Annotated in this window: 21 protein-coding genes; all 21 read left to right on the forward strand. The window is 52.9% G+C overall.

The window, feature by feature from the left end:
* Positions 1-68 precede the first annotated feature (68 nt).
* Complete coding sequence (locus D9736_RS03885) at positions 69-677, forward strand: terminase small subunit (RefSeq protein WP_130257737.1); 609 nt, start codon at positions 69-71, stop codon at positions 675-677.
* Positions 661-1,953 (forward strand): phage terminase large subunit, encoded by a 1,293-nt coding sequence (locus D9736_RS03890; RefSeq protein ID WP_130257738.1) that lies wholly within the window; start codon positions 661-663, stop codon positions 1,951-1,953. The genes D9736_RS03885 and D9736_RS03890 overlap by 17 nt, the downstream gene beginning before the upstream one ends.
* On the forward strand, positions 1,950-3,515 hold the full coding sequence (locus D9736_RS03895) for a DUF1073 domain-containing protein (protein WP_130257739.1): 1,566 nt from the start codon (positions 1,950-1,952) through the stop codon (positions 3,513-3,515). The genes D9736_RS03890 and D9736_RS03895 overlap by 4 nt, the downstream gene beginning before the upstream one ends.
* Entirely contained in the window at positions 3,496-4,134 is a 639-nt protein-coding gene (locus D9736_RS03900; protein ID WP_165383139.1) for a phage minor head protein, read from the forward strand. Before D9736_RS03895 ends, D9736_RS03900 begins: the two co-directional genes overlap by 20 nt.
* A complete protein-coding gene (locus tag D9736_RS03905; RefSeq protein WP_130257741.1) occupies positions 4,134-5,300 on the forward strand; it encodes a DUF2213 domain-containing protein in 1,167 nt (388 codons plus the stop codon). The genes D9736_RS03900 and D9736_RS03905 overlap by 1 nt, the downstream gene beginning before the upstream one ends.
* A 10-nt stretch (positions 5,301-5,310) precedes the next feature.
* On the forward strand, positions 5,311-5,832 hold the full coding sequence (locus tag D9736_RS03910; protein ID WP_130257742.1) for a hypothetical protein: 522 nt from the start codon (positions 5,311-5,313) through the stop codon (positions 5,830-5,832).
* Between the two features lie 16 nt (positions 5,833-5,848).
* Positions 5,849-6,988, forward strand: a complete 1,140-nt coding sequence (locus D9736_RS03915) for a major capsid family protein (RefSeq protein ID WP_130257743.1) — start codon at positions 5,849-5,851, stop codon at positions 6,986-6,988.
* Between the two features lie 39 nt (positions 6,989-7,027).
* Positions 7,028-7,393 carry a hypothetical protein gene (locus tag D9736_RS03920; protein WP_130257744.1) on the forward strand — a complete coding sequence of 122 codons (366 nt, stop codon included), beginning with the start codon at positions 7,028-7,030 and terminating at the stop codon, positions 7,391-7,393.
* Between the two features lie 3 nt (positions 7,394-7,396).
* Positions 7,397-7,828 (forward strand): DUF4054 domain-containing protein, encoded by a 432-nt coding sequence (locus tag D9736_RS03925; protein ID WP_130257745.1) that lies wholly within the window; start codon positions 7,397-7,399, stop codon positions 7,826-7,828.
* Positions 7,828-8,280 carry a hypothetical protein gene (locus D9736_RS03930; RefSeq protein WP_130257746.1) on the forward strand — a complete coding sequence of 151 codons (453 nt, stop codon included), beginning with the start codon at positions 7,828-7,830 and terminating at the stop codon, positions 8,278-8,280. The genes D9736_RS03925 and D9736_RS03930 overlap by 1 nt, the downstream gene beginning before the upstream one ends.
* Positions 8,280-8,648: a hypothetical protein gene (locus D9736_RS03935; RefSeq protein WP_130257747.1), complete on the forward strand. Its 369-nt coding sequence runs from the start codon at positions 8,280-8,282 to the stop codon at positions 8,646-8,648. The genes D9736_RS03930 and D9736_RS03935 overlap by 1 nt, the downstream gene beginning before the upstream one ends.
* Entirely contained in the window at positions 8,645-9,178 is a 534-nt protein-coding gene (locus D9736_RS03940) for a hypothetical protein (RefSeq protein WP_130257748.1), read from the forward strand. Before D9736_RS03935 ends, D9736_RS03940 begins: the two co-directional genes overlap by 4 nt.
* A gap of 12 nt (positions 9,179-9,190) precedes the next feature.
* Positions 9,191-10,717 (forward strand): DUF3383 family protein, encoded by a 1,527-nt coding sequence (locus tag D9736_RS03945; RefSeq protein ID WP_130257749.1) that lies wholly within the window; start codon positions 9,191-9,193, stop codon positions 10,715-10,717.
* Between the two features lie 48 nt (positions 10,718-10,765).
* Entirely contained in the window at positions 10,766-11,215 is a 450-nt protein-coding gene (locus D9736_RS03950; RefSeq protein WP_130257750.1) for a hypothetical protein, read from the forward strand.
* Between the two features lies 1 nt (position 11,216).
* On the forward strand, positions 11,217-11,669 hold the full coding sequence (locus D9736_RS03955) for a hypothetical protein (protein WP_130257751.1): 453 nt from the start codon (positions 11,217-11,219) through the stop codon (positions 11,667-11,669).
* Between the two features lie 169 nt (positions 11,670-11,838).
* Entirely contained in the window at positions 11,839-12,321 is a 483-nt protein-coding gene (locus D9736_RS03960; protein WP_130257752.1) for a hypothetical protein, read from the forward strand.
* Positions 12,318-12,830: a hypothetical protein gene (locus D9736_RS03965; RefSeq protein WP_130257753.1), complete on the forward strand. Its 513-nt coding sequence runs from the start codon at positions 12,318-12,320 to the stop codon at positions 12,828-12,830. The genes D9736_RS03960 and D9736_RS03965 overlap by 4 nt, the downstream gene beginning before the upstream one ends.
* A gap of 55 nt (positions 12,831-12,885) precedes the next feature.
* Entirely contained in the window at positions 12,886-14,610 is a 1,725-nt protein-coding gene (locus tag D9736_RS03970) for a hypothetical protein (protein ID WP_130257754.1), read from the forward strand.
* Complete coding sequence (locus D9736_RS03975; protein WP_130257755.1) at positions 14,610-15,239, forward strand: phage baseplate protein; 630 nt, start codon at positions 14,610-14,612, stop codon at positions 15,237-15,239. The genes D9736_RS03970 and D9736_RS03975 overlap by 1 nt, the downstream gene beginning before the upstream one ends.
* Positions 15,239-15,541, forward strand: a complete 303-nt coding sequence (locus D9736_RS03980) for a hypothetical protein (RefSeq protein WP_130257756.1) — start codon at positions 15,239-15,241, stop codon at positions 15,539-15,541. Before D9736_RS03975 ends, D9736_RS03980 begins: the two co-directional genes overlap by 1 nt.
* Positions 15,534-16,433 carry a hypothetical protein gene (locus D9736_RS03985; RefSeq protein WP_130257757.1) on the forward strand — a complete coding sequence of 300 codons (900 nt, stop codon included), beginning with the start codon at positions 15,534-15,536 and terminating at the stop codon, positions 16,431-16,433. Before D9736_RS03980 ends, D9736_RS03985 begins: the two co-directional genes overlap by 8 nt.
* The last annotated feature ends 30 nt before the right edge of the window (positions 16,434-16,463 follow it).

Consider the following 16,463-nt stretch of genomic DNA (forward strand, 5'->3'; position numbering starts at 1 on the left):
TCAGCTTTGTGATGAAGAACATACTATTTCATCAGTTAATAACAGAATTGCAAGTTTAAGGAGTACGCATGGCATCGAAAAAGCTCACGGCAGAGCAGCAACTTCTTTTCGATGCGCTGACTCCGCTTCAGAAACAATTCTCACTGGCCATCATCAAAGGTAAGAACCAGACCGACGCATACAAGGCAGCGAAGGGGAAAGCGAGGGGCGACGCTATTCGAGCGGCAGCATCAAGAATGTATGCAAATGTTAACGTCGTAGCGTTTCTCAAATTGGTTCAGGGAGAGGTGGTAGACGAGGCCATTATGGGGCGAGAGGAGGCACTCAAACGCCTGACCTCCCTCGGGCGCGCATCACTATTTGATCTGGCTGAGTTCCGCAACGGAATGATTGGTGAGGATGAGAACGGCGATCCGATAATGCAGGCATCATGGAGCTTCAAAGATTCTGCACTGCTGACGCCTGAAGCAATGGCCGCTATCGCTGAGCTTACCGCTGGCCCTCAAGGCCTGAAGATTAAGCTCCACGACCCCAAAGCCGCAATTAAGCAATTGGCCGAGTTACAGGGGTGGGAGGCCGCCAAGGTGGTGGATAACGTTTCCTCTGATGGCAGCATGTCACCAAAGCCGACCACCATCCGTTTAGTTGGAGTTTCGCCTGATGGGAGCAACAGCTGATCTGCAGATCCCCGCGAAGCTCGTTCCTGTATTCACCGCCGAGAATGTCCGTTACCGCTGCGCTTATGGTGGCCGTGGTTCGGCTAAGACGCGCACCTTTGCTTTGATGAGTGCTGTGCGCGCTTACGAGAAAGCAGAGGCGGGGATAAGTGGCGTGATTGTGTGTGGCCGCGAATACATGAACTCCCTCGAAGAGTCGAGTATGGAGGAGGTGAAGCAGGCAATCCGCGCCGTGCCGTGGCTCAATGATTACTTCGACATTGGTGAAAAGTACATCCGCACGAAGAACCGTCGCGTCAGTTACGTGTTCTGTGGCCTGCGGCATAACCTCGACAGCATCAAGTCGAAGGCGCGCATCCTGCTGGCATGGGTGGACGAAGCCGAATCGGTGTCTGATGTCGCCTGGAAAAAACTTCGTCCGACAGTGCGAGAGAAAGGATCTGAAATCTGGGTGACGTGGAACCCGGAGAAAGACGGCAGCGCCACTGATAAGCGATTCAGGAAGACCCCGCCGAAGAAATCCATCATCGTCGAGATGAACTACAACGATAACCCGTGGTTCCCCGATGTGCTGGAAGAGGAGCGACAGGACGACCTGGCAACTCTCGACTACGCCGATTACGCGTGGATATGGGAAGGCGCATACCTCGAGAACTCCAACAAGCAGGTGCTGGCGAATCGCTATGTGGTGCAGAGCTTCCCTGATGACCTTTGGGAAAAGGCTGATCGCCTGCTGTTCGGCGGTGACTTCGGTTTCGCCGAAGATCCGTCAACACTGGTTCGCAACTTCATTCTCGATAACTGCCTGTATATCGAATACGAGGCCTACGGCAAGCACGTTGAGCTCGACGACATGTGGAAGTTCTACGCCGGTAAGGATGGGGCGAAACCTCGCCAACTCGAAGAATGGAAAGTTACCGACGAGGCGACATTCCCCGGCATACCAGAGGCGCGCCGCTGGCCTATCAAGGCGGATAACTCGCGGCCTGAGACAATCAGCCACATCAAGGCGCAGGGATTCAATATCTCAGCCGCCAAGAAGTGGCAGGGCAGTGTAGAAGATGGCATCACCTATCTGCGCGGGTTTAAGAAAATCATCATTCACCCGCGCTGCAAAGAGACGGCAAAAGAAGCCCGACTCTATTCCTACAAAACGGATCGCGTCACCAGTGAGGTGCTGCCGATTATCGAAGACAAAAACAACCACTGTTGGGACGCTGTCCGGTATTCACTGGATGGGCTGATCCGCAGAAAAGGGAAGGGCATTTTCTCATGAACTGGAACTGGCTTAAGTGGTTTCGACCAAAAGCAGCAGTAATTGTTGAAGAGGCGAAGCCTGAGCCGGAAAAGAAGAAACGAGCAGGCACCTTCTCAACGCACAAGCAACATGCTTCATTCAGCCTGGATGATATCGAGCGCACTGCATTCCCCGTCAGGGCTGCACGTCCTGTTGATGCATCCGGTAAAGCAATGGATGAGTCGTGCGCTCAATCACCGTCTGCTGGGTATCGCTTCTCAACTATCGGCGGCGTACCGGACAACATCGTTGGCTGGTTCCTGTCGCAGAGCTTCATCGGTCATCAGCTGTGTGCCGTCATGGCTCAGCAGTGGCTGGTTAACCGTGCATGCAAAATCCCACCAGAGGACGCCACGCGCAACGGCTGGAAGATAACTGGCGTTGATCCGGAAAAGGTTCAGCGCCTGGAGAAGATCGACCGCAAGCGAGGAATCAAACGTCAGGTGCAGGAGTATGCGCGCTTCAATCGGGTATTCGGCATTCGTATTGCCATCTTCTGTGTGGACAGCGACGACCCGAAGTATTACGAGAAGCCATTCAATATCGACGGTGTGCCAGAGGGTGGTTACCGCGGCATCAGCCAGGTAGACCCGTACTGGTGCGCACCTGAACTGGAAGGTGTGGATGTAACTGACCCATCGTCAGAGAACTTCTACGAGCCGACATACTGGCGCATAGCCAACAAGCGTTATCACCGGTCACACCTCGTCATCATTCGTTACTCAGAAGTCGCTGACGTGCTCAAGCCGACGTATCTGTTCGGTGGGCTGCCGTTGCCTCAGCTCATCTGGGAGCGCGTGTATGGCGCTGAGCGGTCGGCGAACGAAGGGCCGCAGTTGTTGATGTCTAAGCGGCTTAACGTCGTTAAGACTGACCTTGCGGAAGCGATGGCAGACCCTGACAACTTCCTGACGAAAATTCAGGAGTTCGTCGAACGTCGTGACAACTTCGGTGTGATGCCCATTGGTGACAGTGATGGGTATGAGCAGCACGAAACCTCTCTTGGCGACGTCGACTCAGTAATCATGACCGAGTATCAGCTCGTCGCGTCGGTTGCGGAGATGCCAGCAACGAAACTCCTCGGCACATCGCCGAAGGGATTCAACCCAACCGGTGATTTCGAGATGTCAGCTTACCGTGAAACGTTGGCCGGCATTCAGGAGCACAGCGGCACGCCGTTCCTGAATAGACATTACCAGTTGCTGACCAAATCAGAGTTCGGCGAGAGCATGGATATCGAAGTGGTGTGGAATCCGCTGGACGAACCTACCGAAACCGAGCAGGCGCAAACCGGCCTGGCGAAGGCGCAGACAGCTCAGATTTATCAGGAGCTGGGTGTGGTTAGCGCGAAACAGAACCAGCAGAAGCTAAAGGATGACGAATCCAGCGGCTACGAGTTTGAGGAGGTAGACGATGGCGGAGAAGAAAACGACGGACTTGCAAGAGCAATCGCGGCCGTTCTTCAGCCCCCTGTATCTGGAGCAGCAGTACCAGCGACGGCTCCGACGCCTGGTAAACTGGATGAAAGGCAACCTGTCTGATGAGTTACTGGCAACCAGTGGCCCATCGCTCGACTCAAAACTGACAACACTGTCTGGCAAATACGCCAACCTGTTCCGCGATTACGCCCCCACGATGTTTAACCCGGTACTCGACGGCGCTGATAAGTCTACTCAGCGGCAATTCACCGCGCTGAAACTTGACGATGCCGTTAACGCTGATGCTGTGCGCGGGTACTTCCGTGACGCAGCGCAGAAGAATGCACAACTGATATCGACGTTGCCGACGGACCACATCGAGAGGATTCGAAAGGCTGTGGCCGAGTCGCCTGGCGATCTGTCCGCGCTGAAAGACATCCTGTCTGATGCCAACGGCAAGCTCGACCGTCGCTCACGAAACATCGCAATGGACCAGACGCGAAAGGCGTACAACGACACGGCAATGATGAAGGCCCAGGCAACTGGGGCAACCAAAGGCATCTGGATCCACTCACATCGAGGCCCTGCGCATTCCCGTCCTAAACATGTTAAGGCGCACGGTGAAGAGTTTGACCTTGCCGTTGGCCTTCCGGTGGGCGATAGCGGTCAGAACGTCATCCCCGGAGAGGAAATTAACTGTCGTTGCACATTCAAACTGGTGGTCGACTTTGGAGTGAAATAATGACAACCGGCGCTAAAGCCCTCGACCGTTCCGCTCGCGTTATCGATGACAACGGCTGGATCAACGTTGAGGGCAACCCAATTACTAAGGCCGGGATATTCGATTATCTCGGCAGCGAGATCCCCGGCGCGCCAGACCCAGACAGAATTTACCAGGTGTACCGCCCAGCGGAGGAACTCAGCAGGCCGGAGACGCTGGAATCCTTCAAACTTATTCCCTTTACCAATGGGCATGCATGGCTTGGTACCGAAGGCGTTGATGCTGGCGATGCTGGTGTCGCCGGAATCGTTGGAGAGAAGGTCTATTTTGACCCTCCTTATCTTCGGGCAAATCTTCGCGTGTTCTCTGATGAGTTGAAGCAGGCTCTGCAATCCGGGAAGACCGAGCTATCTCCTGGCTACAAATACGACGTTGACCCAACGCCAGGTGTGTTTGAAGGAATACCGTATCAGTATGTGCAGCGAAATATCCGCTGCGGAAACCATCTAGCCCTTGTTGATGAGGGCAGAACAGGACCTGACGTCGCAGTGATGGACCAGGCCATAAACCAAAACTCCGACGGAGATAAAACGATGACTTTAGAGGAACTGATCGCTGCGCTCGGCAAGCTGGACGCGACGCAGCTTGCTGCTGTCATGGCCGCGCTTCAGCAGATGAACCAGACCGAAGCGAGTACTGAAACTGCTACTGACGAGGATACCACCGACACCACTACGGCGACGGATGAGGATACCTCGGAAGAAACCACTGCTCAGGATGACGACACTACCACCGAGCAGGCTCAGGACGAAGACACTACCGAAGAAAGCAAGGCACAGGATGCGAAGATCGCTGCATTGACCAAGCAGGTGAACACCCTGACCAAGCAGGTTAAAGCCCAGGACACAGGCGCGCTGCTGAAAGAACTTGGCAAGCGTAACGAACTGGCCAATCGCCTGACTCAGCACATCGGCGCGTTTGCGTGCGACTCCATGGATACCGTGGCGGTAGCGAAGTACGGCCTGGAGAAACTCGGCATCAAAGGCATCGCAGCTGGCCATGAAGTTTCAGCCCTGAATGCTGCACTGGCGATGAAAGCCGCAACTCCACGCACCATCGTTGCATTCGGTCAGGACGCAGCGCCGACCAAAGACAACGCTGTATCTTCCGCAATCGATGCTCTTTAAGGGGAACAGAATGACCTTTCAAAAAACTGTAGGCAGCGATCTGGCATGGGGAATTCCCGGTGAACACGCGCTGGCAGGCGACGTTCGCGCCGAGCCTGTGCAGTTGAAAACTAAATTCGACGGTACTGCAGGTAAACGAGTCCCGTTCGGTGCAGTAGCACTGACGCAGTCCGCTGGTGATAACGGTATGGTATCCATCGGCGGTTCCGGGACGTATGTCGGAATCCTGTCATCACCGAAAGAGTGGGCGGCTTATACCGCGCTAGGTGGTGATGCGGCAGGTATCGAGGAGGGCGCTCAACTGGAAGCGACATCCCAGACTCCAGGCATGTTTATGGAGTTGACTACTGCCGCGGGTGTTGGTGATGCGATCGCATACAAAGCTGACGGCTCCCTGGTAGCTGCGCCGGCGTCCGCTGCCCCTGCCAGTTCTACGCTTATCCCTGGCTCCCGTGTCGTGCGTTACAACGTAACCACTGGCATTGCAATCGTCGCCCTGCAGCAACTGCCGACTCCAGCCGTAGCACCTTAATTCAAGGAAATAACAAATGCCTAAAATCTCAAAGGTGCATAAGCGCCTGTCTCCTGCTGCCGCTAAATTGCTGCAAAGCAAACTGCGTGGCGTGGCGATGGATTCAGCGGATAATGTCCGTTCCCTCGCTAAAGTGGGGATCCACATTTCTGACTTTGCCGCGCAGTCCTATGCTCAGGCGTATGGCATGGACGCCGCCGTCAGCATTCCCGGTCTGACTGTCAACGCCTCTCAGGGTAACAGCCCTTACATGCAATTCCTGCAGGCATGGCTGCCTGGTCAGGTGCAGGTAATCACCGCCGCCCGCAAAGCCGATGAGCTGATGGGCGTGGTGACTGCTGGCGCGTGGGAAGACGAAGAAGTCATCCAGGAAATTCTGGAACTGGTTGGCGTGGCACAGCCTTACACCGACTATGGCAATATTCCACTGTCCAGCTGGAACCTGACCTATGAGAAGCGAGGTGTCGTTCGCTTTGAAGAGGGCTTGCAGGTTGGTGAGCTTGAAGGTCTGCGCTCCGGTCGCATTGGCATCAACGCCTCTGAAACCAAGCGTAATGCAGCCTCCCTGGCGCTGGAAATCTCCCGTAACCGTGTCGCGTTCTATGGCTATGCGACGCATCCGGACACCCGCCCGATTTACGGATACCTGAACGATCCGAACCTTCCGGCATACATCACCGTGTCAGCTGGCACTGGCGGTACCACCTGGGACAAAAAGACCTACGCGGAAATCGTGCGTGATCTGCTGACCGGTTTAGCGGCGCTGCGCGTTCAGTCGAAAGAAGTCATCGACCCAACCGCTACGCCAATCATCTTGGCTGTGGCATCGGAAAAAGTTGACTACCTGTCGACGCCAAACGACCTTGGTGAAACGCCGTATGACTGGCTGCGCGAGAACTACCCGAATGTAACCGTTAAGTCAGCCATCGAACTGGATGAAGCCAACGGCGGCGCTGACGTGTTCTACCTGTACGCAGAAACGGTTGGTGACTCTGGTACTGACGGTGGTGGCGTAATCGACCAGATCGTTCCTTCACGCTTCCGTGCGCTGGGCGTGGACACGTCCTGCAAGCTGGTTACCGAAGACTTCACTAACGCCACCTCCGGTGCTCTGGTGAAACGTCCATTCGCTGTCTATCGCGCAAGCGGCATCTGATTTAAGGGGCTTCGGCCCCATTTCTTTCTGGAGATAACCATGCCAGCAGTTTATTCGTCCTGTACTTCTGACAATTTTTTCCCGGTCTGGAAAGGCCATGCTCGTAAGGATACCTACGACAAAGGCGTCCTGATTAAAGGCGGCGCTAATTCGCAAGACAAGCGCACCATGATCACCCCGCGCGGCGTGGCGACAGTAGTCACTACCGAAGAACTCGAGCAACTCAAAGCTGACCCGGCATTCATGGGCTTCGTTGAGCGCGGATTTATGTCCTTCGACGAGAAGGCAAAACACGGCTACGACGCTGAAGAGCGCGGTGCTGAGATGGACAAAGATAAGTCTGCCCAGGATACCGCTGCAGACTACGCGAAGATGGGTAAAAAGGCTCCGAAAGAGGAGAAGTAACCCATGATCGACGTCGACGAGTTCAGGGAAAAATTCCCGCAGTTCGTTAACCCGGTGCTCTATCCCACAGACAGTATCCTGCTGATGGCCGACATGGTGGATTGCTACATCGACGTCGGCAACCGGTGGTTCCGGTGCGTGAAGTGCCAGGAACTGATGACCGAGCTTCTCACTGCCCACCTCTTGATGATTAACGGCACACCTGCAGCACCGGCAAGCGGATCAACAGGAATCATCAGTAACGCAACGGTTGGCTCTGTAAGTGTCGGCTTCACTAATGCAGCGTCGAGCAAGGGTGCGTTTATGGCGTGGCTTGGCAAGACTCCTTACGGTGAGCAACTCGCGGCATTGCTGGCTAGATTATCGATTGGCCTTGGCTATATTGGTGGCGCTCCGGAGCGTCGTGCATTCAGAAAGGTTGGCGGGAGGTTCTAATGGGCAGAGGTCTGGATGAGCTGGTTAAGCGCGTGCAGGAGATGGGGAGACTGAAGGTTGAGGTCGGCTGGATGGATACCGCCAAGTATCCTGATGGCACTCCAGTGGCGCTGGTAGCGCAGACACAGGAATACGGAAGCCCCGCCAGGCATATTCCTCCCAGACCATTTGTCAGGCCAACCGTCGCCGCTGAAAAGGGTAACTGGTCCCGCCAAATGGGGATTGGCGTTAGGGCTGTGGCAAGCGGCGCTCGTTCAGCTGAACAGGTTTTTGTCGCTATCGGAGAACTGGCAGCCGGGGATGTCCGGATGACTATCACGCAAATCAGTTCGCCACCACTTGAGGATTCTACCCAGAAAGCACGTGCAGCTAGAGGGTTAGAACCAGAGAAGCCATTGCAGGCTACCGGCCTGATGCTGGCATCCTGCACTTCACTCGTTAAGGAGAAATAATGTTCGTACCAGGTTCAAATCTCCTTGGCATGGCGTTATCAGCGATTAACCCGTCTGCTGGCGTCCAGATTAAGCGCTTTCTTGGTCAACAAGAGAATGACTACGGTAAAACCATCAACGCGTACAGCGCTCCTGAGGCTCTTTATGGTGCATCCGTTCAGCCTCTGTCATTCCGCGACATTCAGCAATTCGGCCTGACCACCGGGCGCGAGTACATTGGCGCATGGATACAGACTTCTGCTAACTCGGCGTATCGCGGAGCGGCGGCAGACGTAATCCTCTGGAATGCCGCTGAGTGGGAAATCATTCAGCCAACAAACTGGAAGGTTCAGGATGGGTGGACCCAACTGGTGGCGGTGAAGCAATGAACGAAATTTATAAACTCATTCGCGAAGTACTCATCGCTGGCTTTGCCGGGCAGGGGATGACGGTACGGGTGATGCAGAGCTATTCCGGTGTGTCGACCGGGCCGCCGGCCGTTCCTGCTATCATTATGCACCACATTTCCAGTGAGCGTGTCGGCTGGCAGTCCCGAAAGCCCAGGGTGACGAGCGGCAACCCGGAATTAATTGAGCACCAGAACGTTGCTGAGACCATTCAGTTTAACGCGGTGCTGCCGTTCGTGAAGCCCGAAGACGAAACCGTCGATACACCGACAGTTCAGGGGGTGCTGACAACCGCCTCGCTGATTCTTCAAAGTCATTCGATGCTCACTGCGCTAAAAGCCGCGGGCATGGGCATGCAGGTAGTGAAGCCCATAACCTCCAATTACATTCAGAACGAGGCCGAGCAGTGGGAGAACGTCCCTAGCTTCGATCTGATCATCTGTCACAAACTCACACTAACCCATGACGTGGGCAAGGTTGAGCAAATCACCAGCGGAATATACCGCGTTTAACGAGGATTGCTGATGAGCATCTCTATCAAGAAATACGTGGACATTACGTCCGGCGTAGGAGGCAGCGCGGCCGTTAAAGAGCGCGAGCTTATCCTTCGCCTGTTCACGAAGGACACGAAGGTTCCTGCTGGCGTAGTGATGGAATTTACCGACATTAACGATGTTGCCACTACCTTTGGTACCGCGTCTGAGGAATACAAACGCGCTGCGCTGTATTTTGGCTTTGTGTCGAAAATTATCACCAAGGCAAAAAAACTCTCCTTCGCGCATTACAGTGATGCTTCTTCTGCGGCTGCACCGGGGATTGTCGGCGGTACTCCGATGACAACCATCGCGACATGGCAGGCCATCACTGACGGTGTTGTTCGTATCACTGTTGGCCAGTCTGATTACCTGCTTGACGATCTCGACTTCTCTTCAGCTGTAGCTCTGGCTGATGTGGCAGCCGCTATCCAGACCAAACTCCGGGGTATTCTCGGCGGTGCGACGGTTACTTACGACTCTCTGGAGCAAAGGTTCAACGCGTCGTTTGTTGGTCATGATGTTCCTGCGGCTGTAAACGTGATTGCTGCGGGGACCGGTGTCGATATCGCCGACAACCTTGGCTGGACCATCGCGAAAGGTATGGTTACCTCTCCGGGGTCAAATGCCACAACCACTCTCGATTATGTGATCGAGGCGGATGAAATTAGCGACAATTACGGCTCATTCGCTTTCTGCGGCACCGCGCTTACTCATGACATCGTGCAGGGTATCGCAGCGTGGAACGCAACGCAGAACGTTAAATACATGTACCTGGTGCCGGTGACAATGGCTGATTACGGCGCATGGTATGGAACGCTGCAAACCTATAGCGGCTGCGCGATGACCATCGTCAACGACGCCAACACAGAGTTTGATGAACAAATTCCCGGCATTATCCTTGGCGCCACCGACTACAAACAGCGCAACGCCAGCCAGAACTACATGTTCCAGCAGGTGTCAGGTATCACTCCGAAGGTTGATAGTAATACTGACGCCAATGCGATCGACACTGACACTCGCGTGAACTACTACGGGCGCACGAAGAACGCAGGCCAGGCCATCGATTTTTACCAGAACGGCTATCTGTGCGGCACCAATACGGATCCGCTGCAGATGAACGTTTATGCCAACGAGCAGTGGTTTAAATCGGCCGCGACCGCAGTGCTGATGTCTGGTCTTCTGTCATTGCCAATCATCCCGGCAACGGAAGAAGGGCGCGCTATCGTGATCAGCCTTCTTAACGGCGGTGATGATGCGCCAATCCCGCGCGCGCAGTTCAACGGCACTATTAAGGCCGAGAAGGATTTGACGGTTACGCAGAAGGCTTACGTCACCCAAATCACTGGTGACCCGCTGGCCTGGCACCAGGTGCAGTCAATTGGCTACTGGCTTGATGCCTCCGTGCAGCAGGAGTCGCAGACGAACGGCACTATCAAATACGTTATCGACTATCTGCTGGTCTACTCGAAGGCCGATGCAGTAAACAAAATAACCGGTCGGGATATCCTGATTTAACGAACCTGATAAGGCTGCCGTGCGCAGCCTTTTTTCTGGAGATAACAGATGCAAGACATCGCAGGCTTTGGCCTACAGGTTCGCGTCATCGCGAGCAAGACGTATCCTTCCGGGTTCACGATCACTGAGTTCCCTGATGACGCTGACCCATTCGATCTGCCAACCTTGCAGATCAACGATGCAGCTATGGGGCTCAACGGCGATATGGTTCACTGGTCTAAGGCTAACCCAATTCCTCTGGCAATTGCGGTGATCCCCGGCGGTGAAGATGACAAAAATCTGGCAGTCGTATTTGAAGCCAACCGTGCTGCTCGCGGTAAGCGCCCCGCAAAAGACACCATCACCATCGTCGGTACGTATCCGAACGGCTCCACCATTACGCTTACGCCGGGTATCATTTTTGATGGTCTCCCGGGTAACGCTGTAGCGTCAGCGGGCCGTATGAAATCGAAGGTATATAACTTCCGCTTTGAAGGCATGAGCCGGGTAGAGGTATAACGTGGCTGAATTACTGGAAGCGAAAAACGTCACGGTGAAAGACCGGGCCGGTAACGATGTACCGTTTATCATCGGTAAGTTTCCTGCCATTGCAGCGCGGGAGATTGCCGCGAAGTATCCAACCTCGATTGCGGCACTGGCGAAGCAGTGGGAAGAGAACCAGTACGCTGAGAGTGAGAAGATCATGCTCAAGGCGATGACGTTCGTTGATCGCGTACTGGATGACGGCTCAACCATTCGCCTGACCACTGCGGCTCTGGTTGATAACCATGTGCCGGACGGCGAAGCGTTGATGCGTCTTGAGAAAGAGTTGCTCGAGTATAACTTCTCTTTTTTCGAAAAGTTCACCCGCTCCATTTCCTCCGGCGGTATCGTGCAGAATATGATCAAGTTGATTACGTCAACGCTGACCAGTTCATTGCAACAATCCTCTCGGCAGGACAAGCAACCCTGACAGAACTGAAGACCTCCGTCACGCTGGAGGAGGCCTTTAGCCTTTGGGAAATTGTCATGACTACACGGTTTAACGAGTGGTGGGCAATGGAGCAGATCAATAAAAAACGAAGTTGAGATCGAAAATTCATACCGCTTTCGCCGCCTGTGATATTTTTACGGAGATATCAATGCCATTGGTGAGGATGGTCGTGAAATATTCTGACTTCAAAAAAATGCCGTACAGGCAGCGAAGAGATTACATAAAAGGCGGCGGTAAAGTAGAGCGGACGTTAGGGCAAAAGGTTGTTTACTACGGGTCAACGATCTTTATTGTTCTGGTGGCTATCTCGTTTGTGAGGTCGTGCTCAAATCAGCCCAGAGATAACCAGTACATCTCTGACATGATGATCGCGATATGCACTACCGAAGTTAAAGAAAGAATCAAAGATCCAAGCAGCTTCGACGCTGACAGATCAAACACCATTACGACCAGCACTACTGACGGTTACAGTGTTGACATGGTGTTCCATGCTAAAAACTCTTTTGGTGCCACGGTTCCTGGTTCAGCAAAATGCACTTTCAGCAAGTTAGGTGAAGATAAAAAACCATTGCTGGAGTCCAAAGAGAAGGCAGTTATGACGTCGATATCTGTTAACGGGAAGAGAGCATGATGGATGAGATTATTTCTGACTTGGTAGAAAAACACGGCATAGATAGTTCTCTCGCCGCCCAAATAGCTAACGATTTTCTGGAAATGGATTTTGATAAGTTTCAAGTTGAAATGTCAGAGCTTGAACTCGCGGTCCTTAAGTCTTGGGGTGGGTCTCAAGAGTTATCGGCACTTTTAATCGAGAGATATTCAGGAATAAACGCTAAGAAAGTTGGATTTATTGCAGCTAGATTTTGCTGCAAATATGTATCCTACGCAAACATTAATAAGTTATTAAAGGCTGGCGTCAAGAGTGGGGAATGGATTTATGGTGGTGCCGTGTGTGAGCATGCGGAGTTGGCATCGAAAAAATTCAATCTTTCTGAGGGCGCTAACTTTAACGGAATTAATATCTTCCCAGGAAGGGAGTGGGATTGCCGTTGTTCGTCTAAACCCATAATCGACTTCTTCGACGAAGAGGAGAAAGTTCCGCCCAAAAAAGGCTTCTTCGCTAAGTTGTTTGGTAAATAGCCATTTCTTTATAAGTTAACAACCCCGCTCTGCGGGGTTTTTTATTGGAGCCAGCATGGGCATTCTCGACACGTTTGTATTTCTCCTGGAAACAGATAACCGTGATGCGTTACGCGGATTGCGCGACACTGACCGTGCGCTTGGAGATGTAGAGGACGGTTCTAACAGTGCTCATAAATCCATGCTTGGCATGTTTGATGGCGTGCTGCAAAAAGCAGGGTTAACTAGCGATGGCTTTAAAGAACTCGCAGTAAGCGCCCTGGGTATAGCCGGGGCTGGCTTATCGCTCAATGCGATGCTTGATCATACAGCTGAAATGTTAGCCAAAGTTCAGGCTGCTGAAACAGTTGGTGTGAATATCGGCGAATATGACGCCCTGTCTAGGACGTTCCTGGCACTTGGCGTAGATGCTGACGGATTTCGTGACTCCATGATCGACCTTAACGAGGCGATGGGTGAGGCGGCATCCGATGCAAAATCAGGGAAGGCTGAGTCATTCAAAACTTTTGGCGTCAGCCTGAAGGATGTCAAAGGCAACATCAAATCTGCTGATGAGGCGTTGCTCGAGTTATCCGACACGATGTCGAAGATGGATAAACAGCAGGCCACTTTCCAGATCAAGCAACTTGGCATTACGGACAATGCCGTTATTGCCGCCATGCTGAATGGGCGCAAGGCACTGGAAAAGCAAATCCAACTGCAGAAAGAGTTGGGCGTCCTGAACGAAAAAGACGTAGAGCAACTTAAGCGATTCAAGCAGGCGCAAAACGAGTTAAATACAATCTTCTCGCGATTTGCTGATCAGATAGCAATGAGTGTAACTCCGGCCCTCGAATTGTTAATTGAAACAACTCAAAAGGTAATCGCGTGGGGGCGTGAGCATAAAGTTTTCCTATTCACCTTCTTTGGAGCGCTTGCAACCGTAGCTATTCCCGCCTTGACCGCTTCATTATGGCGAATGGCGGCGGCGGCATGGGGTGCGATGGCTCCATTTATTCCAATCATTGCTGTCGCTGCTGCTCTGGGCCTAGTAGTGGAAGACCTCTGGCAGTACTTCAACGGCGGCGAATCAGTCATCGGTGATCTGGTACAGAAGTTCCCTGCGCTAGCCGGTGTCTTAGAGAATGTGAAAGAAAGTTTCCTGGGGGCATGGGAGGCGCTGAAACTCCTGTTTTCCGATCCTTCACAATTCATGGATGTGCTGGTTGCAGAGCTGCAGGCCAGTTGGGATGAGATAGTTCAGGGTGTAGTCGATGCTGGCGATGCCATAGGAAAGGCTCTCAACAGTGCATGGGAGAAACTCACCGCTGACACCAAGAAAGTATTCAATGACCTGCTGTCATGGGTAAAGAACATCTTCTCCCAGATAGGAGCCTACATTTCAGACGCCGTATCAAACGCAGGCAAGGCCGCCTATGACAAGTTGCCTGACTTCATGAAAAAGGCGATCAACGCCGTGAAGGGAGAGGACGAACCGAAATCGGTACAGCCTACGCCAGACGGCGTGGTTGATGACGTTAATCCAATCAAACAACCAATGCCGTCAGTGCAGGCCGCAAACAGCTCTATGCAGGATATTGCCAATGCCCCGGCAATACCGGCAAATCCAGGCGCAGGCCGCTCATCGAGGGTCAGTAACACACAAAACGTCAATGTCGCCAAGGTCGAAGTGACCACGCAGGCCACTGACGCGCAGGGTATTGCCAGCAGTATGACCGATGGGCTGAAGAATGCTTACGGAGATATGGCAAACCAATATGACGATGGAAGGAGCCATTAATGTCTTCATTCTCTGACCTGATGAATACCGCATCCGGATCCCTGTCATCGTACAACATGGTGATGTCTTCATTTGCTGTGGATGTTGTACGGATAACGGATGAATTTGGCGCTCAGATGTTCACTGAATGCCGTGCTATGCGCGCCGCGTTGAATCGTTCTTCCGATTTGTGTGAGCATCCGCTGGAAACCGGTAACACCATCGCTGACTTTAAAATCATCAAACCTAACGTCGCGCAGCTCACGATGTTTATCCCGGCAGATGCGTATGGTTCGGTGTATGGCGACATTGAGCAGGCTTACGTCAACAGTACATCGCTGATCGTACAGACCCGCGCATCGTCATACGCGGATATGGTTATCACCGACATGCCGCACGATGAGGCGCCAGACCTTGGTGACACGGTAGCTGTAACGCTAACCCTAAAAGAGGTTCAGTGGTTCACATCGACCGTTGAAACGATGCCTGCCAAAGAGGTTGCGGTGTCCAGCAAGTCTGCAAAAACAGGAGGCACGGCCAAATCTGATGCCGACACAGTGAAGCAGGGGCAGAAACGCCCATCAGATGCTTCTCCAGCCACTCAAACAAAGTCCAGCTCTGTGGCGAAGGATATTAAGGACTGGTTCTGATGAAGCAAATCCCATTGAAGTCTTTCCCAAGGCAATCACTTTCCGTTGTCCTCGAGGGCGCTTTGTATGAGCTATCCCTCAAAGAGTGCAACGGCATCATGGCGGTCTCAGTCACTCGCGATGGCACAGTAATCGTCAACAATCGCCGTGCGGTTGCCAGTGCGCCAATCATTCCATCGCGTTACCTCAATGACGGTAATTTTTTCATCATCACCGACAATGACGAGCTGCCGTACTACACATCTTTTGAGGGGAGCGATGTTTTTGTCTGGATGACGAATGAGGAGATCGACAATGCTTGATGGCCGTGTGCTAAAAATTGGAATCGAGATTAACGGGCAGATGAAGTTTTACGAAGGCGCGGCCGCCACGGCGAAGATTGTTAAAACGTCAGATGGAAAACAGAACAGCTGCCAGATAACACTCGACAACCTCCTTCTTGAAACCATTGATTATCTCGTCACCGAAACTTCCCCCTGGAATCCAAACAAGAAGCCAAAGTTGATCACCGTGATGGCCGGTCGTCAGTCCACTGGTGTAGAGACTATCTATAACGGTGATGTTGTTCTGGCTGAACCCAGCATGCCGCCTGATCGCCGACTCACCATGAAGGCTTTAACCCAGAATGGTGCGAAGTACAAATGGGCGTCGCGTTCGTCTCCGAAAACAACCCAGCTCTCCGAACTGTGTAAGGGGGTGGCGAAAGACTACGACCTTACTCTGCGGTTTGAGGCCAAAGACAAGACTGTTGCCAACTACGTCTATAACGGACCCGTCGGCAAGCAGATACAAAAACTTGAGCAGGTGGGCGATGTAGACTGCTTTATTGACGATGATTTCCTGGTGGTTAAAGACCTTGGGAAAGGAATGAAGGGCGAAGTGAGGGTAATCTCGTCGGCTACCGGAATGATTGGCAACCCGGTTCTGGATGATAAAGGCGTTAAGGTGCGCATGCTGTTCGACCCGTCAGTAAAGCTTGGGCAGCAGATTGAAATTCAGTCCTCGGTCAACAAAGCCGCAAATGGTCAGTACGTGATTTACAACTGGGCAGCCAGCCTGGCGACGCACGAAAATGACTGGTATCTCGACCTGTCCTGCAACAACGACAACATCACATCAATAGCCGAAAAACGCGAGGCGCAGAAGAAAGCTGATGCCAAATCCAACTCCAAGCCAAAAGCCGGGACAAAGTGACAGCCTTTCCGGCTCGATGGACCTGGTGCT

Source organism: Escherichia sp. E10V10 (genome assembly GCF_004211985.1).
Lineage (GTDB): Bacteria > Pseudomonadota > Gammaproteobacteria > Enterobacterales > Enterobacteriaceae > Escherichia.

Bases quoted from the DNA above. Each gene is read 5' to 3' on its own strand.
- D9736_RS03900 (WP_165383139.1), top strand. From the start codon at position 3,496: ATGAAAGGCAACCTGTCTGATGAGTTACTGGCAACCAGTGGCCCATCG.
- D9736_RS03905 (WP_130257741.1), top strand. From the start codon at position 4,134: ATGACAACCGGCGCTAAAGCCCTCGACCGTTCCGCTCGCGTTATCGAT.
- D9736_RS03985 (WP_130257757.1), top strand. From the start codon at position 15,534: ATGCTTGATGGCCGTGTGCTAAAAATTGGAATCGAGATTAACGGGCAG.
- D9736_RS03925 (WP_130257745.1), top strand. From the start codon at position 7,397: ATGATCGACGTCGACGAGTTCAGGGAAAAATTCCCGCAGTTCGTTAAC.
- D9736_RS03895 (WP_130257739.1), top strand. From the start codon at position 1,950: ATGAACTGGAACTGGCTTAAGTGGTTTCGACCAAAAGCAGCAGTAATT.
- D9736_RS03980 (WP_130257756.1), top strand. From the start codon at position 15,239: ATGAAGCAAATCCCATTGAAGTCTTTCCCAAGGCAATCACTTTCCGTT.
- D9736_RS03960 (WP_130257752.1), top strand. From the start codon at position 11,839: ATGCCATTGGTGAGGATGGTCGTGAAATATTCTGACTTCAAAAAAATG.
- D9736_RS03930 (WP_130257746.1), top strand. From the start codon at position 7,828: ATGGGCAGAGGTCTGGATGAGCTGGTTAAGCGCGTGCAGGAGATGGGG.
- D9736_RS03975 (WP_130257755.1), top strand. From the start codon at position 14,610: ATGTCTTCATTCTCTGACCTGATGAATACCGCATCCGGATCCCTGTCA.
- D9736_RS03915 (WP_130257743.1), top strand. From the start codon at position 5,849: ATGCCTAAAATCTCAAAGGTGCATAAGCGCCTGTCTCCTGCTGCCGCT.
- D9736_RS03940 (WP_130257748.1), top strand. From the start codon at position 8,645: ATGAACGAAATTTATAAACTCATTCGCGAAGTACTCATCGCTGGCTTT.
- D9736_RS03920 (WP_130257744.1), top strand. From the start codon at position 7,028: ATGCCAGCAGTTTATTCGTCCTGTACTTCTGACAATTTTTTCCCGGTC.
- D9736_RS03965 (WP_130257753.1), top strand. From the start codon at position 12,318: ATGATGGATGAGATTATTTCTGACTTGGTAGAAAAACACGGCATAGAT.
- D9736_RS03935 (WP_130257747.1), top strand. From the start codon at position 8,280: ATGTTCGTACCAGGTTCAAATCTCCTTGGCATGGCGTTATCAGCGATT.
- D9736_RS03910 (WP_130257742.1), top strand. From the start codon at position 5,311: ATGACCTTTCAAAAAACTGTAGGCAGCGATCTGGCATGGGGAATTCCC.
- D9736_RS03970 (WP_130257754.1), top strand. From the start codon at position 12,886: ATGGGCATTCTCGACACGTTTGTATTTCTCCTGGAAACAGATAACCGT.
- D9736_RS03890 (WP_130257738.1), top strand. From the start codon at position 661: ATGGGAGCAACAGCTGATCTGCAGATCCCCGCGAAGCTCGTTCCTGTA.
- D9736_RS03945 (WP_130257749.1), top strand. From the start codon at position 9,191: ATGAGCATCTCTATCAAGAAATACGTGGACATTACGTCCGGCGTAGGA.
- D9736_RS03885 (WP_130257737.1), top strand. From the start codon at position 69: ATGGCATCGAAAAAGCTCACGGCAGAGCAGCAACTTCTTTTCGATGCG.
- D9736_RS03950 (WP_130257750.1), top strand. From the start codon at position 10,766: ATGCAAGACATCGCAGGCTTTGGCCTACAGGTTCGCGTCATCGCGAGC.